The following is a 20,770-nucleotide window of genomic DNA, read 5'->3' as shown; positions in this document are numbered from 1 at the left end:
TTTCCTCTATCGAAGCAGGATCACCGCCCAGAAGGCGATGGTGAGAATGACGCCGATGACCATCACGCCGACAGACCAGGCCTCGTTGGTCTTGAGCTCGTAACCGGCCCCCATATCGAGCACGAAGTGCCTGAGGCCGCTCGCCATGTGATTGAAGAAGGCCCAGGTGAGGCCGATCAGCACGATGTATCCGATGGGGGAGCTCATCACCCCATGGAAGGTCTCGTAGGCCGCCGGTCCGCTTGCCAGCGCGCCCAGCCACCACAGCAGCACCGCGACGCCGACGATCCCCATGCCGTCGCCGGTGATCCGGTGCAGGATGGACACGATCATGTGCGGCTTGCGCTGGTAGATCGACAGGTGCGGTGCGATCGGGCGGTCGGCGGAGGGAGGCTTGGCCATGCGGGTGTTCGTTTCCTTTGCGACCGCGCCAGCGGCGGCCCGTACCTTCGGCGTTCGGAGGCCTAATTAGCGATTGAGCCGCTTCGCGCAAGCGCAGCTACGCTCGACAGCGGGCGGAATCTTTTCGATATGGACCCCATGCCTACCGTTCTTCTTACCGGATCGAGCCGTGGAATCGGCGCCGCCACCCGCGAGATGCTGGAGGCGCGCGGTGCGCGCGTCATCGGCCATTCGACGCGCGGGGACGACGCCAGGGATGGGGCCAGGGATGGGGCCAGAGACGGCGCGAGCGAGATCGCCGCTGATTTCCTCGACCCGCCCGCCCCGCAGATGCTGTGGGAGGAAGCGCTCGATACCGCCGGTGGCGAAATCGACGTGCTGGTCAACAATGCCGGGCTGTTTCGCGGCGTACCGCTCGACGCATCCGACATCGAATGGCTCGACGCGTGGGAGGATACGCTGCGGATCAACCTGACCGCGGCGGCGCAGCTCAGCCGGTTCGCCGTGCGCCACTGGCAGGAGACAGGGCGGCCGGGGCGGATCGTCCATGTCGCCAGCCGTGCCGGGCACCGGGGCGATTCGCCGCAGCACTGGCACTATGCCGCGGCCAAGGGCGGGATGCTGGCGCTGCACAAGACCATCGCGCGCGGCTACGCCAGCGAAGACATTCTCAGCTTCGCCGTCACGCCCGGCTTTACCGATACCGCGATGGCGGGCGACTATCTCGCCAGCCGCGGCGGACCGGGCCTGCTCGCCGACATACCGCTGGGCCGCGTTGCGGAGCCAGAGGAGATGGCCGCGATCATCGCCTTCTGCGCGCTCGACGCCCCCGCCAGCATGACCGGCGCGACGATCGACGCCAACGGGGCGAGCTATGTTCGTTAGGAATTCCCGGTGACCAGCTGGAAACTCTCCGCCAATGCCGCCAAGCCGGTCGTGCAGGCGGCGTTGCTGGCGCATGACGAGCGTGAGGACTGGGATCCGGAGCTCGTGATCTCGGGCAGCGAGATCGCGGAGCACCGGCCCGACGACTGGGTGCTGGAGGCGTGGTATCCGCGCCGGCCCGGCAAGGCGGAAAAGGCGGCACTCGCCGGGTTGTTCGCTGGCGACGCGCCGCAGTTCACGGTCGAGAAGCTGGCGGACGAGGACTGGCTGACGCTGAGCCAGCAGGGTGTGGACCCGATCCGCGCCGCGCGCTTTCATGTCCGCACGCCCGATCATGCGCCCGACAAAGCTGCGGGAACGGTCGATTTCGTCATTCCCGCCAGCCAGGCCTTCGGCACCGGCCAGCACGAGACGACCGCTGGGTGCCTCGCCATGCTCGACGCGATGAAGCGCAGCGGGATCGTCGCCCGCAATGTCGCGGATATCGGGACCGGAACCGGACTGCTCGCCTTCGCCGCGCTGGCGCTGTGGCCGCGCGCCTTCGCCACCGCGTCCGACATAGATGCCGTGTGCGTCGGCGTGGTCGAGGACAATGCGCAGGCGAACGGCATCCCGATGGGTTCCGGCCGGGGGGAACTGGCGATGGTCGTCGCGGACGGGATGGACGATGCACTGCTGGCGGCGCGTGGCCCCTACGACCTGCTCATCGCGAACATCCTGGCCGGGCCGCTGATCGACTTTGCGCCGGATTTCGCGGAAGCGGTCGCTCCGGGCGGACAGATCCTGCTGGCCGGCTTGCTGACGACGCAGGAGGCGGCGGTGCGCCGGGCCTACCGGCGCGCGGGTTTCCGCCTGCGGGCACGGTTGGTCAATGGCGACTGGTCGATCCTGTGGCTGGTGCGGCGTCGCTGAGGCGGTGCGGACGGCAGCCTATCGCCTTGCGCTTTGGCTGACGGGCGGGCTGTCGGCGGCGATTCTGCTGTTTCTACTGGCGGCATGGATCGGCAGCTCGATCCCACGCAACCGCGCATGGGTGGAGCCCGAGGACGGCGTGACCATCATGGTCGAGAGCAACGGCTTCCACACCGGAATTGTGTTGCCCGTCGTCACCGCGCAGAAGGACTGGCGCGCGGATTTCCCCTTCCTGCGCGACCCGCTGCCCGGCGGCGATCTGCCGACGCATATCGATGTCGGCTGGGGCGAGCGCGAAGTGTTCCTGAACGTTCCCAGCTGGAGCGACCTGAAGGCGCAGACGGTGCTGCGCATCGTCACGGAGGGCGGGCCGGGACTGCTCCGTGTGGTTCCCTTCGCCCGCCCCGCGCCGGGCGAGGATTGGCGCCCGCTGCGCCTGCGCCCGGCGGAGTATGCGCGGCTCGTGCGCCGGATCGAGGCGGCCCTGCCTCCAGTGGCACCCGGCGCAGGCCGGGTCGCCTACACCAGCTATCAGGCCAACGCGCGCAATTTCGATGCGACCGGGCGCTACACGTTGGGCAATACCTGCAACCAGTGGGTCGGCGATACGCTGGCCGCCGCGGGGGTCGAAATGGGGCGCTGGACACCGTTCGCGGGCGGGGTGATGAAATGGATTACGCGCCCGGCCGAAAGGTCTGGCGAATGGCGCGCGCGAACCAATCGCGCCCTCGCCCGTTAGAAGGGCTTCCATCCACGGGTTCGCACCGCAGAGGGGCATGTTCATGAGCGACACAGGGCTGAAGGGCGCATTGCGCGGAAACTACGCGCTTGTGCTCGCCATCACCCTGTTCGCCCTAGTCCCGTACCTGATTGCGACCAGCGCCACCGAACTGCTGCGCGATACGATCATGCGCGACACCGGCATATCGAAGGGGGCGCTGAGCCTCGCGACCTCGCTGGCGACCGCTGGCTACGCCTTCGGTGCGCTGCTGGCGGGCGATATCGGCCTGCGCTTCCACCGCCGCCCGCTGTTCGCGCTGTTCACGGCGAGCGCGGCCGTCGCCTGGACGCTGACGGTATCGGGCCTGGGACCGGCAGCGTTCGCCATCGGCCTCGTCCTGGCGGGCCTGTCGACCGGCCTGCTGCTGGTGGTCGCCCTGCCCCCGTGCTTCCAGCACTTTCCGGCCAGTCGGCTCCACATAACCGCCGCATTCGTCAACATTGCGCTGTTCGGAGGAATCGCAGCGGGACCGCTGATGGGCGGATTGGCGGCGAGCGGGCTGGGCTGGCGCACGATGTTCACCGCATTCGCCGCGATCGCAGCACTTGCGTGCGTGCTCAGCCGCATCGTCCTGCCGCACGAGGAGCCGCCGGAGCCCGGCCTGACCTTCGACTGGCGAGTGGTCGTGTTGAGCGCCGGGGCCACAATCCTTCCCTTCGGCGCGGTCGCGTTCCTGCCGGAAACGGGCTTCGTCTCGCCGTTGTTCCTGGTGCCGCTGGCGATCGGGCTCGCCTGCTTCGCCGCGATCTTCATCGTGGAGGACCGCGCGCGCGAGCCGCTGATCAAGGTGCGGCAGATGCTGCATACTCTGCCGATCATCGGCACCATCATCGCGTCGTTCGCCGGGGGCGTTTTCCTCACCCTGCTGACGCTCTCGCTCCAGCGGTTGACGACGATCTGGGGCTGGAGCCCGGGCGAGGCGGGTCTTGCCTTCTGGCCGCTGCTCCCGGGTGCGCTTCTCGCTTCGGTGCTGATCTATTTCGTGTTCCGCACCCGCTACCTGCCGATCATGATCCTGGCGGGCATGAGCGTGACCGCGGTCGCGGGCGGCCTGCTGATGGCGGCGCAGGGGCCGGACCAGGTCTCGTTCGTCACCATCGGCGCGGCGCTGCTCGGCTTCGGGGCCGGATCGACCGTCTCGCCCGCCCTGTTCCTGGCTGCGTTCTCCGTCCCGTCGAACCTGCTCGGCCGCGTCTTCGCCTTCATCGAGCTGGTTCGCTCGGTCGGCGATTTCCTGATCGGCCCCGTGCTCGCGCAGTTCGCGGTGCTGATCGCCACCGGCGACGCGATCACCACCAAGTCGGTGGACATCACGCTCGGCATTGCGGTGGCGATGGGCGCGGCCACGCTGCTGTTCGTGGCGATCGCCTTCCTCACCAGCTATCGCCGCCTGCCCACGCCGAAACTCGAACAATGGCTGGATGGCGAGGACGAGGTCGCGATCGAAAGCCCGCCGGTGCTGCGCGGGCTGGACGAGACCGACTGAGGTTCAGAGTTCCGGGGGCAGAAGTTCGCACAAGTCGCCGCGAGGGTCGGACTTCTTCGTGACGCCTGTATCGTCGAACAGGACGTAGGCTTTCTGCCTGCCCTGCCAGCGGGGCCATTGCGGCACGCCCTTGCCGTTCGGATCGCCGGTCTTGGCGAAGTTGGTCCAGTAATCCTGCAACGAGACCCCGCCGCCGAACGCGATCGATTCCATGACATAGGCCACGTCCTTCGCATGCGCGGTCAGCCCGCCGTCCTGCGACAGGTCGAACTCGTAGCGCCACACGGGCCAGCCTTCGCCCGCCAGCATGGTCGCCAGATTGTTCGCCGGGCAACGGAAGACGTAGTCGGTCGCTACCTCCAGCTGCGGATGGCCCAGCCGGGCATCGTGGTCCGAGCCCTCGAAATCGTAGAGCGCCAGCGCCTTCGCCGCATTCGCGCCGTAAATCTGCCCGACCATCGCCTCGATCGGATAGGTGCCCGCCGGCGGCCCGAACTCGGCCCGGTTGGACCCGATGATCACTGGCTTCTTCGGCGCTTCGGCCAGCAGTGCCTTCGGGCTGTCGGGCAGGACCACGCCGTCGACCGTGGTCTTCAGCCACATCAGCCCGTTGCCCTGGATGCTCTTGTCCTCCAGCTTCAGATCGGCGTCGAGCAATGCGTTGACCGAGGTCCGCCGCAGCTTCTCGATTGATCCGCCGGTGTCGAGCAGCTTGTCGGTCTGGTCGGCGATCGCAAAGGCTTCTTCCTGGCTGCGGAACGGCATGCCGAAGCCGGGCGTGCCGCTCTGCATGATCGCGCGCCTGAACAGCCCGCGCGCCTGCGGTGCGGCCAGCATCAGCGAGACGTCCTGCGAGCCTGCGCTTTCGCCGAAGATCGTCACGTCGTCGGGATCGCCGCCAAACTTCGCGATATTGTCGTGGACCCATTGCAGCGCGGCGATCTGGTCCATCAGGCCGTAATTGCCCGCATGGCCGCCCGCCTCCGCCGCCGCGCCCCGCGGAGCGAGGAAGCCGAAGATTGCGAGCCGGTACTGGATCGCCACCAGCACCACGCCCTGATCGGTGATGCGCGATTCGACCATGCCATGGGCCGATCCCGCCTTGTTCGACCCGCCGTGAATCCAGACCATTACCGGGCGCTTGCCCGACAGGGCGGGCGTGCGCACGTCCAGCGTCAGGCAATCCTCGTCCGCGAAGAGATAGTCCGCGCGGTTCCAGCCCTGGTCGTTCTGGATGCAGGCGGGGGTCGGCTCGGTCGTTTCCTTCACGCCCGCCCACGGTTCGACCGGCTGTGGAGCCTTCCAGCGCCGTTCGCCAGTCGGCGGGGCGGCGAAGGGAATACCGCGAAAGACCAGCGCACCGCCCCCCTCCGCTGCTTCGCCCGCGATCGTCCCGCCGGTGACCGCGACCTGCGGGACTGGTTCGCCTTGCGCAACCAGCGGGGAAGCGACCGCCAGTGCCCCGATCGCGGCTGCCGCCATCATGGCTCCGCATGCGGTTCGCGCCCGCGATTTTCCGACTCGCGACATCCCCACTCCCCTCTTCTTCCATTGAGGGAGGCACCGTCCCACCATTGGCCGACCCGCGCAAGCGGGATCGCTACCCGCGCTTTTTCCAGCGAAGTTCGACAATCGGGCGAGTAGGCGCTATTGCAACCACAAGCCACGGGACCGGGTTGCCCAGCTGGTGAGATCGCATGTCCGCCGTCTCGCAAACCCACCACCCGAAGAGTCGCCCATGCACAGACTGGCTCAGTTCGACGTATCGCGCCAATTCCAGACCCGCCGGGGGAAGAAGGCGGCGCAATACGGCTTCGGCGTAATGTGCGCCGGCGCGATGATCGGCGTCAGGACCACGGTCGATCTGATCGCACCGAGTTCGGGGCCTTTCGCGCTAATCTACCCCACCGTCTTGCTCGCCACGCTCTACGGCCATTTGCGCGCCGGGGTCACAGCGGCAATCCTGACGTTCCTGTGGGCGTGGTACTTCGTCCTGCCGGCACCGTCCTCGTTCACCTTCACCAACCCGACCGACCCCGGGCGGGTCGTGCTTAATGCGGTGTGCTGCCTGATCGTGATGTGCTTTGCCGAGGCCTTCCGCCGGGCCGCGCATGGCTCTCTAAAAGAAATACAGAGGTCCGCGGACCGGCGCCTGACCCTCCTCGCCGAGCTGGAGCACCGCACAAAGAACAATTTCGCGCTGGTGGCTAGCATGCTCGAATTCCAGAAGCGCCGCCTATCCGACATCACCCTGCACCGCCCGATCGACGACGCGGTCGGTCGCATCCGCACCTTCGCCGATGCCTATTCCAATCTCGCCTACGAGCAGGCCGAGCACAGCGACGTCGAGATGGAGCTCTATCTGGACGCTCTGATGAACCGGCTCGAAAAGGCCGCGGTGCCCAGCCATGTCCGCCTGTATCGGGAGATCGAGCCGGCCACGCTACCGCGTGAAACCGCCGTCGCCATCGGGCTGTATCTCAACGAAGCGCTGTCGAATTGTCTCAAATACGCTTTCCCCGACGGGCGGAGCGGCACGATCGGTGTTTTCTTCCACGTCACGGAAGGGGAGTGGCGGCTTACCGTCGACGACAACGGCGTGGGGCATGGCGCCGTATCCGATGGTTCGGGCGGCCTCGGCACCAGCCTGATGGCCGCGTTCGCCCAGCAGGCAGGCGGTACGCATGAAGCCGCTCCGATCGTGGGCGGCTTCCGCGCCTCGCTGAGCAGCAGCCGCGTGGCGGCGACAGATACTGCCACGGCGCGATAGCCGCGGGCTGAAATTCGCGAGGTGCCTTACCCCGCCGCGGCGACGATATCCGCCCAGCCCGCTTCGTCGATCACTTCGATACCCAGCTTCTCGGCCTGCTTCAGCTTGCTGCCTGCGCCGGGGCCGACGACCACGAGGTCAGTCTTGGCGCTGACCGAACCCGCCGCTTTCGCCCCGAGGCGCTCGGCCTGCGCCTTTGCCTCGTCGCGGCTCATGGTTTCCAGCTTGCCGGTAAAGACCACCGTCTTGCCGGAAACCGGGCTGGCGCGCGTCTCCACCTCGTAGCGTGGCGGATCGAGCTCGCCCGCGCTTGGCTCCGGTCCGATGAGCTCGTTCCAGACATCCATATTGTGCTGTTCGTGGAAGAAGTCAGCCAGCGCGAACCCGACGGCCGTTCCGATCCCGTCCGCCTGCACTTCCAGTATCCTCTTCACGGCCTCCACCATGCGCGTGTTGAACGGGCTTTCGGCCTCCCCTTCCGCGCGCGGGTTATCCTCGCGGTAGGCGCGAATTTCGGCAGCTTTCTCCGGGAGGCGGCGGATATCGCCGATGCCCTTCATCAGGTCGCGAGCCGTGACCGCTCCGACATGACGGATACCCAGCCCGAACAGCAGCCGCGCGGCGTCTGGCGTGCGCTTCGCCTCGATGCTCGCCAACAGGTTATCCACAGACTTGTCCTTCCAGCCCTCGAGCGCGAGGATCTCCTCGCGCCGCGACTTCAGCCGGAAGATGTCGGCCGGGCTTTCCAGCCAGCCGAGGGCAAAGAACTGCGCGATGGTCTTCTCGCCCAGCCCCTCGATGTCGAGCGCGCCGCGACTGACGAAATGCTCCAGCCGCTCGGTGCGCTGCGCGGGGCAGATCAACCCGCCGGTGCAGCGAATATCGACCTCGCCTTCTTCCGCCACGGCTTCGCTGCCGCATTCGGGGCAATGGTCGGGGAAATGCCAGGGGTCGCGCGGCTCGTCCGGCGTCAGGTTTTCGACCACCTGGGGGATCACGTCGCCCGCCCGCTGGACCCTCACCCGGTCGCCCGGTCGTACGCCCAACCGCTCGATTTCGTCCTTGTTGTGCAACGTGACGTTGGTCACGGTGACACCGCCGACCAGCACCGGGGCGAGCCGTCCCACGGGGGTCAGCTTGCCGGTGCGCCCGACCTGAATGTCGATCGCTTCCAGCGTCGTTTCGGCCTTTTCCGCCGGGAACTTGCGCGCGATCGCCCATCGCGGTGCCTTGGCGACGAAGCCCAGGCGGTGCTGGTAGTCGAGCCGGTCGACCTTGTAGACGACGCCGTCGATCTCGTACGGCAGCTCGGCTCGGTCCTTGGCGATCCGTTCGTAGGCAGCGAACATGCCGTCGACATCCTCGACCCGCGAAAAATGCGGGCTCAGCGGGAGGCCCCAGCCCTCGATCGCCCGCATCACCTCTTCCTGCGTATCGCCCGGCAGGCCACCTTCGGAAACCGCGCCCCACCCGTGCGCCCAGAAGCGCAAGGGACGCTTCGCAGTGACGCTCGCATCCTTCTGCCGCAGCGAACCGGCGGCGGCGTTGCGCGGGTTCGCGAACTGCTTCCCACCCGCGTCCTGCTGCGCAGCATTGAGCGCGGCAAACGCCTGTTTTTCCATGTAGACCTCGCCGCGTACTTCGAACAGCGCAGGGATGTCCTTGCCGTCTAGTTGCTGCAGGATATCGGCGATATGCTGCACGTTGGCAGTGACGTCTTCCCCCACCTGACCGTCGCCCCGCGTGGCGGCGCGGACCAACCGCCCGTCCTCGTAGCGCAGCGAGCAGGAGAGCCCGTCGATCTTGTCCTCGGCGGTAAAGGCGAGCGGTGCGTCGTCCTCCAGCGACAGGAAGCGGCGCACGCGGGCGACGAATTCGGCCACCTCCTCGTCGGCGAAGGCATTGTCGAGGCTCATCATGCGAACCTCGTGCGCGACCTTGCTCAGCGGAGAGGCGGCGACCGCGTGCCCGACCTGCCGGCTCGGACTGTCCTCGCGCACCAGATGGGGAAACGCTTCCTCGATCGCCGCATTGCGCCGCACCAGCGCATCGTATTCCTGATCGGTGATCTCGGGCGCGTCCTCGGCATGGTAGAGCCGGTCGTGATGGGCGATCTGCTTCGCCAGCCGCATCAGGGCATTGGCGGCCTCGGCATCGGTCATCGCCGACGGGTCTGCGTCGCTCATTCCCCGCGCAGCACCTTCATGATTGCGGGCTCGTTAGCGGTGTAGGCCTCGGCCCCGGGGGTGATGATGTCGAAATGGCTCGCGCCGGAATTGCTCAGTGTTTCCACCTTCGCCCCGCCGGCACCAACCGCGTCGAGCGCGCTCTTGGGCGGCTGCGGTAGGCGGGCGTTGACGAACAGGATTTCCTTCAGTTGCGGTGGATGCTCGCCGGGCGAGATGGCGGCGTAGCGCCCGGCGACGGCATCGGGCGAGCCGCCCATGAACGGATCGACCGCCGAAAATTCGCACAGGGCGTCGAACGCCTCGCGCTCCGCCCCGATATCGGCAGGACCGTCGAAGATGATCGCCGCCCGCGCCTTCACCGGGACCGCACCGCCACCGGGGCTGGTCGTTCCGCGCTGCTCGGTAAGCCACAAAGCGGGCAGCGCACCCGCTGAGTGTCCGACCAGCGTGATGCGGTTCCGATCAATCGGGTAATTCGCTAGGAGCTGATCGATCAGCCCCGCCGCCTGCTGCCAGTCGGTGAAGGAATTGGGCCATCCGCCACCGCCGAATTTCCCTTCGCCCACCTCGCGATAATCGACGTTCAGCGTTGCGATCCCCTGCTGCTGCCAGCGGGTGGCGAGCGGCGCGAGATAGGCGGTATCCGCCAACCCTGCCTTCCAGCAACCGCCATGGAACAGCACCGCGAGCGGAAACGGTCCGTCCCCTTGCGGCAGCCGCAGCGCCGCGTAGCCGCGCGCGTGGTCGGCATAGCGCATGATCGCGCTGGGCTGGCCCGGGGGCATATGGGTATCCGTCCCCCACATCGCGCCGTCGGCGGCAAGCGCGATCGGCTGCTCGGTCTCGGTCGGATCGCCTTTCGCAGAGCACCCCGCGATCATGAGCAACGCTCCTGCGGCAAAGACACCTCTCATACTCCCTCCAGCAATCTGTCTGCCTGCGCCCGGGCCTCGGGCGTCACTTCCGCGCCCGACAGCATCCGCGCGATCTCTTCCTGCCGCCCACTCTCGTCGAGCAGGGTGACGCTGGTCTTCGTCACCGTGCCCTCGCTCGACTTGTGGATGACGTAATGCATCCGCCCGCGCGCCGCGACCTGCGGCGAGTGGGTGACGGCCAGCAATTGCCCGTCCCGCGCCAGCCGCGCAAGCCGTTCGCCGATCGCGCTCGCGACCGCGCCGCCCACGCCGCGGTCGATCTCGTCGAAGATCACCGTCGCCGCCCCGCCCTGCTCCGCCAGCGCGACCTTCAGCGCCAGGATGAAGCGCGACAGCTCGCCCCCGCTCGCGATCTTGCCCAGCGGCGCGAAGTCCGCGCCCGGGTTCGTCGCGATCAGAAATTCGACGGCGTCCAGCCCGTGGACGCCCCAGCGCTCCTCCGGCAATTCGGTCACCTGGGTGCGGAAGCGCGCGGCGTCGAGCTTCAGCGGGGCGAGCTCCTCCGCCACCGCAACGTCCAGCCGCTCCGCCGCCGCGACGCGCGCCGCGTGCAGCGCATGTGCCGCATCGCGATAGGTCTCGCCCGCTTCGCGCTCCGACGCCTCCAGCGCGTCGAGCTCCGCCTCCCCGCCCTCGATCGCGTCGAGCGCGGCACGGAACTCGCGCGCCTTTTCCGGCAGTTCATCCACCTCGCAGCGATGCTTGCGCGCCAGCGCCCGCAGGTCGAACAGACGCGTCTCGGCGGCCTCGAGCGCGGCGGGATCGTGAGTCAGCGCCTCTGCCGCCTTCTCCAGCTTCTCTTCCGCTTCGGTCGCCTCAATTACCGCGCGGTCGAGGCTGGCGAGCGCTTCCGCAAGCAGCGGGTGCTCGGGCGCAATCCGGTCGAGCCGCCGCGCCGCCCCGCGCAATGCCGCCAGCGGCGAATCCGAACCGTCCCACACATGGCGCAACTCCTCGAGGTCGCCCGACAGCCGCTCCCCCTTCTGCATCGCGGCGCGCGCTTCGGCGAGGCGTTCCTCCTCCCCCGCCTGCGGCTCCAGCGCGGTCAGTTCGGCAAGATGGGCAAGCAGCAGGTCCTGCTCCTCCTTCGCGGTATCGATCCGTTCGCGCGCCTCGCGCAGCGCCTCTGACGCCGCGCGCCAGTGCTGCCAGCTGCGCGCGACCGCGGCCGTATCCGCACCGGCATAGCGATCCAACAGCGCCCGATGCCCGCGCGGATTGACCAGTCCGCGATCGTCGTGCTGGCCGTGCAATTCGACCAGCGCCGGGGCCAGTTCGCGCAGCAGGGCGACGCCCGCCGGCTGATCGTTGACGAACGCCTTGGAGCCGCCATCGGCGCGCAGCTGGCGCCGGATCAGCAACGGTTCGCCCGGTTCGATTTCCACCCCGGCATCGTCGAGCGCTTCGACGAGCGCCGCCGGAAGCGCGCCGAATTCGAAGCTGGCGGTGACGCTGGCCCGCTCTTCCCCCGCCCGCACCAGCCCGCTGTCGGCGCGATTGCCGAGCACCAGGCCCAGGGCATCGAGCAGGATCGACTTGCCCGCGCCGGTTTCGCCGGTCAGCACGCCGAGCCCGCGCCCGAAATCGAGATCGAGCGCCTCGATCAGCACGATGTTGCGGATGGAAAGCCGGGTCAGCATGGCTCGAACGGTCTAGCGCGACTGCAACGCCGCGTCACGCGGTCTCACCGGTCTATATCCCCAGAGCCAACGGCCGGACCGCCGAACTCGGAATTAGCGCGAAAGCGCCCGCGATCCCCGACCCGCCAGCTCGGCCGTCAGGTCGCCTGGGCGTTCGGCGCGTACTCGTCGATCAGCTTGTACGCTTTTTCGTACCACTCGCTTCCCGGATAGTTCGCGCCCAGCACCGCGGCATATTTCTTCGCTTCGCCCGGAATGCCCAACGCCAGGTTGGTTTCGGTCAGGCGGAACAGCGCCTCGGGGGCGTGGCTGGTGGTCTGGTAGTTCTCGACCACGTTCTGGAACCGGATCGCGGCGGCCAGCCACTTGCCCGAAGTCTCGTAATAGCGGCCGATCGCCATTTCCTTGCCCGCGAGATGGTCGTTCACCAGGTCGATCTTCAGCTGCGCGTCGGCGGCGTATTCGCTGTAGGGAAACCGCCGCGTCAGCTCGCGCAGCGCGGTCAGCGTCTGCTCGGTCGTCTTCTGGTCGCGCTGCACATCGCCGATCTGCTCGTAATAGCTCAGCCCGATCAGGTAATAGGCGTAAGGCGCGTCCTTGTTGCCCGGATGGATCGACAGGAAGCGCTGGGCGCTCTGGATCGCCTTCGTGTAATCCTGCGCCACGTAATAGGAAAACGCGCTCATCAACTGGGCGCGGCGCGCCCACGGGGAATAGGGATGCTGGCGCTCGACCTCGTCGAACAGCGCCGCGGCCAGCTTGGTGTCGCCCCGGTCGAGCCGTTCCTTCGCGCTCAGATACAGCGTCTCGACATCACGCGCGACATAGGCGGTATCGCGCGGCCCGCCACTGGCGCCGGTTGCACAGCCGGAAACCACGGTGGTTGCGGCAAGAAGCGAAACGGCGGCGGCGCGCCGGAGGGAACGGGTCGTCATGGGGCAAGCCTATAACCGCGGCTCCGCTGAACGCCAAGTGAAGTTGGCGCGGATGTCGACGGCTTGCGCGTACGCGGCAATTAGCCTCTATTCCTAGCTGACCCGGCCCTCTGTCGGGGACGGCGCGTCCCAGCGCAGGTGGCGTTTCTGCAGCGAAACGAGATTCTTCGCGCGCACGATCTCGCCCTTCGTATTGTACCCCAGCAGCTGTTCCGCCGGCATATCGCGATTGTTCACCATCACGCGGATTTCCTCAGCGGTGAAATCGCTGAGGCCGCGCGCACGTTCCTCGCCATTTGTATCGTAGATGTGGAGCACGTCGCCGCGGGTGAAGTCGCCGTCGACCGACACCAGATCGTCGCGCGTGATCGAGCGGTCGCCATTAGCCAGCGCTCCGGCAAAGTCCGGGTCGACCACCAGGCTGCCGGCCATCTGCAACCGGTTGGCGATCCAGCTTTCCCAGCCGGTCGCGGGATCGGCATGGGCGACGCATTTCGTGCAGCGGCGCTCACCGCGCAAGACCGAGGTGAGCGGATTGTCCACCTCGCCATCGGCGATCCAGGTGGTGCAGCCGGCCTCCTGCGCCATGTTCGCGGCGATCAGCTTGGTTTCCATCCCGCCGGTGCCCAGAGTGCTCTTGCCCTTGGTCGCCTCGATATAGGGCGCGACGTCCTCGACCACCTCGACCAGCTTGGCCTCGGGATCGTCGGGATTGCGGTCGTACAGCCCCTCCACCCCGGTCAGGATGATGAGGTCCTGCGCGCCGACCATCTGCGCGACCTTCGCCGCCAGCCGGTCGTTGTCGCCGACCCGTATTTCCTCGGTCGTGATCGAATCGTTCTCGTTCACGATCGGAACCACGCCCGCTTCCATCAAGCGGTTGACCGTGTTGCGGGTGTTGAGGAAGCGGCGGTGATCCTCGAAATCGCCGAGCGTCAGCAGCACCTGCGCGATGTCGATCCCGTATTCGTGCCCGATCTGCTTGTATGCGTTGAGCAGGAGCGGCATGCCGCACGCAGCGGCCGCCTGCTTGTCACTGACGCCCGCGCTTTCCGGGGTCTCGCCCATCATCCTGAGCCCCAGCGCGACCGCGCCGGAGGAACACAGGATCACATTGGTCCCTTCCTCTCGCAACTGGGCCACGTCCTCCATCATGCGCTGCATGAATCCGAAACGGGGGGTGAGAAGGTCGGTATTGGCCAAGAGGGCCGATCCGATTTTGACGACGACGGTATGGTTATCGGGCACGCTGTATCTTCGTCCTCCGGTTGAATAAGGCGGCGATCCACCTAGGTATTGATTGTGCGGCGCACAACCGGCGCAATTGTAAAGCTTCGCTTTGCAGGCCGGAATCCGGTGGGGAACCGATACCCTACCAGACGCGCTTTTTCGATATTCTTAAAGGGAGAACGAACCATTTCGAAAAGAGTTCTGCTGATCGGCTGTGGAAAGATGGGCGGCGCCCTTCTTGGACACTGGATGAAGGGGGAGGAGGATTTCACCGTCACCGACCCGGCACTGGAAAGCGGGCCACATGGCGCGCGACTGGTGAAAGGCCGCGAGGAATTCGGATCGGATGAAAGGTTCGACGTTATCATCGTGGCGATCAAGCCGCAGATGGTGGGCGATATCCTCCCCGGTTTCGCCGACCTGTTGGCGGACGATGGCTACGTGCTCTCGATCGCCGCAGGCTGCTCGATCGAGCGCCTGTCGAGCGCGATGGACGGCGCGCCCGTCATTCGCGTGATGCCTAACCTGCCCGCCGCAATTGGTCGCGCGGTCAGCGGGATTTGCGCCGCGGACGGTGTGGACCGGGATCAGCTCGCCCATGCGCAGGACCTGATGGGCCGCGCCGGGCGCACCGTCACCGTCGACAGCGAGGACGCGCTCGACCGCGTCACCGCCGTGGCGGGCTCCGGCCCGGGCTACGTCTTCGAGATCGCCCGCGCCTATGTCGCGGCGGCCGAAGAGCTCGGTTTCGACAAGGCGCAGGCGCGCGAGATGGTGCTCGGCACGATCGAAGGCACCATCGCTATGGCGCAGGAGGAAGGGGAAACCGAACTGGCCGAACTGCGTAATTCGGTTACCAGCAAGGGCGGCACAACGGCCGCGGGGCTCGATGCGCTGAACGGAGATGGCGTCGTCTCCGACAAGCTGCGCGCCACGCTGCAGGCTGCCTACGACCGCGCGGTGGAGCTGCGCTGACGCGCCGCTCCCGCGCCCAAGATACGACAAGATATATAAGGACCCACGACATGAACGATCAGACCCTCGATCCGCAGATCCATATCCACGACCTCGGCAGCCGCGCCCGCGAGGCGGCGCGTGGTCTGCTGCAGGCGACGACCGAGCAGAAGAACACCGCGCTGCGCGAAGCGGCTAAGGCCCTGCGTGGCTCGATGGACGAGCTGCTGGAGGCGAACGGCAAGGACGTCGCGTCGGTCGAGGGCAAGAAGCCCGACAGCTTCGTCGACCGCCTGCGCCTGACCGAGGAGCGTGTCGAAGGCATGGCGAGCGCGCTGGAACAGATCGCCGAGCTGCCCGACCCCGTCGGCCGCGAGCTCGCGCATTTCGAGCGGCCCAACGGCCTCAAGATCGAGCGGGTCGCGGTGCCGATCGGCGTCATCGGCATGATCTACGAAAGCCGCCCCAACGTGGGCGCGGATGCCAGCGCGCTGTGCCTGAAATCCGGCAATGCGGTGATCCTGCGGGGTGGTTCGGAAAGCCGCAACTCGACCCGCGTCATCGTCGGCTGCATGCAGGCTGGTCTGGAGGCGGCGGGTCTGCCCAAGGACGCGGTGCAGACCGTCGGGACCACCGACCGTGCCGCAGTCGCCGCGCTGCTCAAGGCGGACGAGTTCGTCGATCTGGTGATTCCGCGCGGCGGGCGCGGACTGGTGGAGCTGGTCCGCGACCAGGCGAGCGTGCCCACGCTCCTCCACCTCGACGGCAACTGCCACAGCTACATCCACGAGGCGGCCGACATCGACAAGGCGGTGAAGGTCATCCGCAACGCGAAGCTGCGGCGCACCGGCGTGTGCGGCGCGACCGAAAGCATCGTGGTCGACCGGGCCGTGGCAGACAAGGCCGTCCCCGCCCTGGCCGAGATCTTCGGCACCGATTGCGAGATCCGCGGCGACGCCGAGGCGGCGAAGCTCGACGACCGGATCAAGCCCGCGACGGAGGAGGACTTCTCCACCGAATATCTCGACCCCATCGTCTCCGTGAAGGTGGTCGACGGGCTGGACGAAGGCATCGCCTGGGTCGACACCCACTCCAGCCATCATACTGACTGCATCCTGACCGAGGACGAGGCCGCGGCGAAGAAGTTCATGACCGCGATCGACAGCGCCATTGTGATGCACAACGCCTCCACCCAGTTCGCCGACGGCGGCGAGTTCGGCATGGGCGCGGAGATCGGCATCGCAACCGGCAAGATGCACGCGCGCGGCCCCGTGGGGCTGGAGCAGCTCACCAGCTTCAAGTACCTCGTCCATGGCGAGGGGCAGACGCGCCCCTGAGGCCCGGCACCTGGCACACCGACACGGGCTCCCTTCGGGGGGCCCGTTTTGCATCCACCCCACGCAAACTTTCCTACTCGCCGCGTTTGTGCTCCATCCTCGCCGATGGACGACGAGACACCCCCGCATAACCCCGGCCCCCGCACCACCCTGCCCGCGTTCGACCCGGTCCCCCGGGCGAAGGAGCGCTCGAACGGGTGGAAGCCCGAGGTGCAGCGCAACTTCATCGAGGCGCTGGCGGAGACCGGCAGCGTCAGCGAGGCGTGCAAGCGCGTGAACCGCTCCGACCACGGCGCCTACCTGCTGCGCCGCCACCCGGAGGCGGAGAGCTTCCGCGCCGCGTGGAACGCCGCGCTCGATATCGGGATGCAGCGGGTGGAGGACACCGCGATGGACCGCGCGCTGAACGGGGTGGAGGTGCCCGTGTACTCCTACGGCAAGCTGGTCGGCACGCGCCGCGTCTTCAACGACCGGCTGCTGATGTTCCTCCTGCGGAACCGCAGCCCGGAGCGCTTCGCGGCGGACGGCGCTCGGGCGAACCGCGGCGCGATCGGCGAGATGGAGCGGCGGCGGCTGAAGAAGCAGTGGCGCGCCGAGTGGGAGGCGGAACGCGACGGCCGCAGCGAGGAGGAGGTCGTCGCCTCGATCAACGAGCTGATCGACCGAATGGCGTGGGAGGACGAGCGCGCCAAGAGCCCGCGCGTGCGCGCCGCGGAGGCGGAGGTTCGGCGGCTGGAGGAGGAGGACAGGGAGAACGGCTATCTCTGGTACGAGGACCCGGAGAACCCGCATTACCACGAATGGCCCGGCAACCAGCCGCAGCCCGACGCGCCGGACCAGGACGAGGCCCTATCGCTCCCCCCGCCCGGCTGGCGCCGCTATCCCGGCCCTGCGGAGGAGGAGGAAGAGGAGGGCCCGCGGATCAGGCGGTTGAAGGATGAGGGGTGGTAAGCTAAATTACCCATTCCTCTAATAAGCGCTCAGAACAACTGTTTTTGAGCTGACTTCTAGAGTTTTTGAACCGTAACAATTTCTCTTTGAGCTTACCTCTCGCGTCGGCCTCCATATCGGTAATCCAACTTCGGAATTCTACAGCGTGATCGATCAGAAACTCTTGACCGCTTTTCAGTTCAAGAATGCTCAATAGGAGCTCAGATCGGCCATCAGACCCCAACTCGTCCTCGACGACTTTCCTGAATTTCGCGCCTCCTATCTTTAGATTACTAAGAATGTTCCCCGGCGAACCGTCCAAAAGCGCAGCAGCCAGCGACCCTAATAGCGATTTCGCTGCACGACCGTTGAGGACGTCCTTGAGCTGAAACCATCGAAGTCTTGCGTTCATTTCGACGCCGGAGATGAGCGCAGAAATCTCTCCTCGCAACATCGATGCAAGATTACTGTGCACTCCGAGATGGATGCCTAGGGGCTCAGCAATTTCGGTTGAGAGCTTGAAAGGCTCGTGACCATTGAGGAAAGCAGCTAACCAGACACCTTCGCTCGCTCCTTCAAGCTTTTCCTTTAACCGCCGCTCTAAACCTTGTTGATCTACGCCAGGATCTTTCTGAAGCGAACGAACTGTGTCGGTAAAACCCGAATCAAATGATGCAGCAGCAAACCGATCCCAGAAATCATCACGCGCTCGGAGTAGATCATCAAACCTACCTCTCAATTTCCAGGGTATCGCAGATCGAAAGAAATATAGCCTTTCAAAAACGTCGGAAATTCGAATATCACCAAGCGAATCTCTTTTGACTAGCCACTCAATGACAGATTCAGAAATCTTCCTTAGCGAATAATCAGCATGATAACTCTCCCAGACCCTAACCGCGGCTCCTTCTCCAATACCTGTCAAACTCTGCCACACACTCTGCGAAAAGTTTATATTGATGACCTCGATCTCAGAGATTCGAAAGTAGGGCAGCCTTACACTTTTCGCACGCCACAGAAAGAGGGTCAGAAAATCTAGAACGGCCTCCCGCTTCTCGTTCAACGCCTTACGAAAAAGCGTCTCATGTTGCCGGGATTCAACAAAAGCGTCTAACCTTTCGAGAACTTTCGCTTCGTCGGCTGAAAGCAACTTTAGCAAACTCTTGGTCGCAGGCGCCGGATCGAGCTCCTCGTTGACCGCTCTCTCCAGATAGCCGATGCACGCATCGGCAAAGGCATCCCACCCAATGCGGTTACTTCCGCCATATATTTGATCCGATGCGGGGTCACTCAAAACTTTGACTAGCCACGGCACGTTCTTGTTGCGATTGGAGTCATGTAGGAGCGCAACTATCTGGGCCTCAATTTCGTCCGACTGAAATTCTGACCGGATAAGTGGCCATGCTAAGTCGTAAGCCCCAATTACTCCAAGCCTGAGAAGAAACCTCTCCACGGTTCCGCCAAGGGTCATATTGGGAGGCTTCAGGCCATGTGTAGAAGAAATCCGATTCAGCACTTCCATTGCAGACGATAAAGATCGCAGGTCAGCAACCGCAATCTCGTCGTCATTTAACCTACCTGATACGGCCAGACTCGCCTTACGGAGAAATTCCGGCACTTGGATCTTAACGATATATTTCTCGCAAAGGCCCATTGCTTCAGCAACAATAGTTGCTGACTCCGCCTCCGAAATATTTGAAGTTATGAAATCGATTAGTTTCCACCAGGACGAGGATAAAAACGCTTCATTCTTTATGCTCGAAAGGCCTGAAAGTAAGTGGGCGGTGCTAACAGCAACCGACAGTTCGGTCTCAGTTTTTTGAGGAGCAGGAAGCTTTTCGATGACGGCCTCAAACACCTCGATGAACCCGTCGTATTCAGCGATCTCAGAGAACAAATCGGTGTTCCTATTCCGGATAGCGGCTCTGATCCTTCCGTCTAGCAGGACCTGCGCAGCTTTCTCAGGCTGCACTCCAAAGTGCACGGCCGCGATATCATTCCGCCAGCCAGCCATTTCGCGGAATCCAGAGCTGTTGTGAGTACGCAGAAAATGCACTATATTATCATCAATTTGCGAAGCATAAACTTCGTAAAACGCGAGAGTACGAAGCGGTATTTGGAACTTAGACCACTGCAAAAATAGCGTGACTAAACGGTTTACATATTTATTGATTTCTCGGGGCGTTGGTGAGGATTCTTTTGTCCCAACGATACCCTCTTCATAAAAGCGGCGAATCCAGTATGCGTCTCGCTCCCCACATATCTCGCCAAAAGCATAGTTTAATTGCTTCGCAAGAAAAGCTCGCCAATCTGAGGACACCGGCTGAGGAACCTTGAAAACGGCGTCAAAGGTCTTTTCTATAAATGAGTCTGATCGGCTAGTTTCAAATATCTCATCGATGGCGCTAGGATCGATCGGTAAGATAACAGACGGATGATAAATTTCGTATGCGCTATCTGCTTCGTCTTGCGACGCCGACATGAAGAAACTTCTTATCGTCGCCCATATTTGTCCAGCTTGTTCAGCGGAAACACGATCCAAGTTGTCTACAATGATGATGAAGTGCCTACCCCCGTTGGTCGCCTCCCTCATCACGTCTTGGAAGAGGCGCCCAAACTCTAGAGAAGTCGGTTCCGCCCTTCGGATTGTCCGCGTATTTGTAACAGACGGATTTTGACCAACAAATATGGGAAGCAACTGAGCGGGTGAACCACTTTGATCAGTTATGCGCCAGAACCGCTTGGTAAAATACCTCGTTGAAAAGACATCACCCCTTGGGCGACGGATAAGATACATCACGAGCCATGTAAGCAATGGCATAAACGAGAACATCAACGCCGTCCAAAAGGTTACTCGTCCAGCGGTTGAGTGAGATTCTCCAAAGGCTTGCGATATTGTTTCTAAATCCAGCAAAGATACGCCGAATGGAACGAATAATAGCGATACTGACAACACTAAGAAGTCGGTAGTAAACTTCGGGATCTGGGTCGTCTCGGTGTCTTCGACACGCTTATTTATTTCAGCCAGCTTCTGGTCCCAGTCGCCCTGTTCAATCAGGCGAGAGACTTTCAGATGCTGCATCAAGCTTTCCAGAAACGACCTTCTTATTGGGTCGCTCTGATGTAGCCAAGCGTCGTAATTAAACACCTCGAAGGTTTCGTCTTTGGAGAATGCCTTAGATACCCTTCTGACGACCGTGGACTTTCCGCTACCCCACGTCCCGAACAGCCCAATTACTCTTGCTGACGGATTTTGTCGTATCGCGATTTCGATAGCACTTGATAGCTCTGTATGAGTTGAGAAAAAATCGTCAGCAGCAGGCTCGTCGGGAATAAGCCGTACGCGCTGAACTCCCTCGCTCAACCCCAGCTTATTCATACGGCGGC

16 protein-coding genes are annotated in these 20,770 nt (G+C 64.4%); 8 read left to right on the top strand and 8 right to left on the bottom strand.

Features of this window, described 5'->3' with window-relative positions:
* Positions 1-6: 6 nt before the first annotated feature.
* Positions 7-402: a succinate dehydrogenase, cytochrome b556 subunit gene (gene sdhC, locus MKP08_RS09715; RefSeq protein WP_215228367.1), complete on the bottom strand. Its 396-nt coding sequence runs from the start codon at positions 400-402 to the stop codon at positions 7-9.
* Between the two features lie 138 nt (positions 403-540).
* Here sdhC and MKP08_RS09710 point away from each other — a divergent pair, with 138 nt between their 5' ends.
* The 4 genes from MKP08_RS09710 to MKP08_RS09695 are packed head-to-tail and all read left to right on the top strand — an operon-like array spanning position 541 to position 4,466.
* A complete protein-coding gene (locus MKP08_RS09710) occupies positions 541-1,287 on the top strand; it encodes an SDR family NAD(P)-dependent oxidoreductase (protein WP_241553642.1) in 747 nt (248 codons plus the stop codon).
* A gap of 9 nt (positions 1,288-1,296) precedes the next feature.
* The gene (locus MKP08_RS09705; protein WP_241553641.1) at positions 1,297-2,199 is read left to right on the top strand and encodes a 50S ribosomal protein L11 methyltransferase; all 903 of its coding nucleotides are present in this window, start codon (positions 1,297-1,299) and stop codon (positions 2,197-2,199) included.
* Positions 2,159-2,938: a DUF2459 domain-containing protein gene (locus MKP08_RS09700; RefSeq protein WP_241553640.1), complete on the top strand. Its 780-nt coding sequence runs from the start codon at positions 2,159-2,161 to the stop codon at positions 2,936-2,938. The genes MKP08_RS09705 and MKP08_RS09700 overlap by 41 nt, the downstream gene beginning before the upstream one ends.
* A gap of 43 nt (positions 2,939-2,981) precedes the next feature.
* Positions 2,982-4,466, top strand: coding sequence for an MFS transporter (locus tag MKP08_RS09695; RefSeq protein ID WP_241553639.1), 1,485 nt, complete (start codon positions 2,982-2,984; stop codon positions 4,464-4,466).
* 3 nt (positions 4,467-4,469) lie between these two features.
* Here MKP08_RS09695 and MKP08_RS09690 read toward each other — a convergent pair whose 3' ends face one another.
* Positions 4,470-5,951: a carboxylesterase/lipase family protein gene (locus MKP08_RS09690; protein WP_241553638.1), complete on the bottom strand. Its 1,482-nt coding sequence runs from the start codon at positions 5,949-5,951 to the stop codon at positions 4,470-4,472.
* Positions 5,952-6,204: 253 nt separating this feature from the next.
* Between MKP08_RS09690 and MKP08_RS09685 the strand changes: the two genes are divergently transcribed.
* Positions 6,205-7,236 (top strand): histidine kinase dimerization/phosphoacceptor domain -containing protein, encoded by a 1,032-nt coding sequence (locus MKP08_RS09685; RefSeq protein ID WP_241553637.1) that lies wholly within the window; start codon positions 6,205-6,207, stop codon positions 7,234-7,236.
* Positions 7,237-7,262: 26 nt separating this feature from the next.
* Here the strand turns inward: MKP08_RS09685 and ligA are convergent, their stop codons facing one another.
* The 5 genes from ligA to proB all read right to left on the bottom strand — a co-directional run bounded on the left by ligA (position 7,263) and on the right by proB (position 14,183).
* The gene (ligA, locus tag MKP08_RS09680) at positions 7,263-9,422 is read right to left on the bottom strand and encodes an NAD-dependent DNA ligase LigA (protein WP_241553636.1); all 2,160 of its coding nucleotides are present in this window, start codon (positions 9,420-9,422) and stop codon (positions 7,263-7,265) included.
* On the bottom strand, positions 9,419-10,306 hold the full coding sequence (locus tag MKP08_RS09675; protein WP_241553635.1) for a S9 family peptidase: 888 nt from the start codon (positions 10,304-10,306) through the stop codon (positions 9,419-9,421). Before MKP08_RS09675 ends, ligA begins: the two co-directional genes overlap by 4 nt.
* Positions 10,307-10,335: 29 nt before the next feature.
* Positions 10,336-12,000: a DNA repair protein RecN gene (recN, locus tag MKP08_RS09670; protein WP_241553634.1), complete on the bottom strand. Its 1,665-nt coding sequence runs from the start codon at positions 11,998-12,000 to the stop codon at positions 10,336-10,338.
* A 137-nt stretch (positions 12,001-12,137) separates the two neighbouring features.
* On the bottom strand, positions 12,138-12,935 hold the full coding sequence (locus MKP08_RS09665) for an outer membrane protein assembly factor BamD (RefSeq protein WP_241553633.1): 798 nt from the start codon (positions 12,933-12,935) through the stop codon (positions 12,138-12,140).
* 93 nt (positions 12,936-13,028) lie between these two features.
* A complete protein-coding gene (gene proB / locus MKP08_RS09660; protein ID WP_215228378.1) occupies positions 13,029-14,183 on the bottom strand; it encodes a glutamate 5-kinase in 1,155 nt (384 codons plus the stop codon).
* A gap of 54 nt (positions 14,184-14,237) precedes the next feature.
* Between proB and MKP08_RS09655 the strand changes: the two genes are divergently transcribed.
* The 3 genes from MKP08_RS09655 (at position 14,238) to MKP08_RS09645 (ending at position 17,407) form a co-directional block, all read left to right on the top strand.
* Positions 14,238-15,140 (top strand): pyrroline-5-carboxylate reductase family protein, encoded by a 903-nt coding sequence (locus MKP08_RS09655; protein ID WP_373418084.1) that lies wholly within the window; start codon positions 14,238-14,240, stop codon positions 15,138-15,140.
* A gap of 50 nt (positions 15,141-15,190) precedes the next feature.
* Positions 15,191-16,456, top strand: coding sequence for a glutamate-5-semialdehyde dehydrogenase (locus MKP08_RS09650; RefSeq protein WP_241553631.1), 1,266 nt, complete (start codon positions 15,191-15,193; stop codon positions 16,454-16,456).
* A 105-nt stretch (positions 16,457-16,561) separates the two neighbouring features.
* Positions 16,562-17,407 (top strand): hypothetical protein, encoded by an 846-nt coding sequence (locus MKP08_RS09645; protein ID WP_241553630.1) that lies wholly within the window; start codon positions 16,562-16,564, stop codon positions 17,405-17,407.
* Position 17,408: 1 nt separating this feature from the next.
* Here MKP08_RS09645 and MKP08_RS09640 read toward each other — a convergent pair whose 3' ends face one another.
* Complete coding sequence (locus MKP08_RS09640; protein ID WP_241553629.1) at positions 17,409-20,762, bottom strand: P-loop NTPase fold protein; 3,354 nt, start codon at positions 20,760-20,762, stop codon at positions 17,409-17,411.
* Between the last annotated feature and the right edge of the window lie 8 nt (positions 20,763-20,770).

It is taken from the genome of Erythrobacter sp. LQ02-29 (assembly GCF_022576075.2).
In the GTDB taxonomy this organism is placed as follows: domain Bacteria; phylum Pseudomonadota; class Alphaproteobacteria; order Sphingomonadales; family Sphingomonadaceae; genus Alteriqipengyuania.
The sequence above is the reverse complement of the archived record's forward strand: the minus strand, read 5'-3'. Positions and strand labels throughout refer to the sequence as shown.

Bases quoted from the DNA above. Each gene is read 5' to 3' on its own strand.
- sdhC (WP_215228367.1), bottom strand. From the start codon at position 402: ATGGCCAAGCCTCCCTCCGCCGACCGCCCGATCGCACCGCACCTGTCG.
- MKP08_RS09710 (WP_241553642.1), top strand. From the start codon at position 541: ATGCCTACCGTTCTTCTTACCGGATCGAGCCGTGGAATCGGCGCCGCC.
- MKP08_RS09700 (WP_241553640.1), top strand. From the start codon at position 2,159: ATGGCGACTGGTCGATCCTGTGGCTGGTGCGGCGTCGCTGAGGCGGTG.
- MKP08_RS09695 (WP_241553639.1), top strand. From the start codon at position 2,982: ATGAGCGACACAGGGCTGAAGGGCGCATTGCGCGGAAACTACGCGCTT.
- MKP08_RS09690 (WP_241553638.1), bottom strand. From the start codon at position 5,951: ATGATGGCGGCAGCCGCGATCGGGGCACTGGCGGTCGCTTCCCCGCTG.
- MKP08_RS09685 (WP_241553637.1), top strand. From the start codon at position 6,205: ATGCACAGACTGGCTCAGTTCGACGTATCGCGCCAATTCCAGACCCGC.
- ligA (WP_241553636.1), bottom strand. From the start codon at position 9,422: ATGAGCGACGCAGACCCGTCGGCGATGACCGATGCCGAGGCCGCCAAT.
- MKP08_RS09675 (WP_241553635.1), bottom strand. From the start codon at position 10,306: ATGATCGCGGGGTGCTCTGCGAAAGGCGATCCGACCGAGACCGAGCAG.
- recN (WP_241553634.1), bottom strand. From the start codon at position 12,000: ATGCTGACCCGGCTTTCCATCCGCAACATCGTGCTGATCGAGGCGCTC.
- MKP08_RS09665 (WP_241553633.1), bottom strand. From the start codon at position 12,935: ATGACGACCCGTTCCCTCCGGCGCGCCGCCGCCGTTTCGCTTCTTGCC.
- MKP08_RS09650 (WP_241553631.1), top strand. From the start codon at position 15,191: ATGAACGATCAGACCCTCGATCCGCAGATCCATATCCACGACCTCGGC.
- MKP08_RS09645 (WP_241553630.1), top strand. From the start codon at position 16,562: ATGGACGACGAGACACCCCCGCATAACCCCGGCCCCCGCACCACCCTG.
- MKP08_RS09640 (WP_241553629.1), bottom strand. From the start codon at position 20,762: ATGAATAAGCTGGGGTTGAGCGAGGGAGTTCAGCGCGTACGGCTTATT.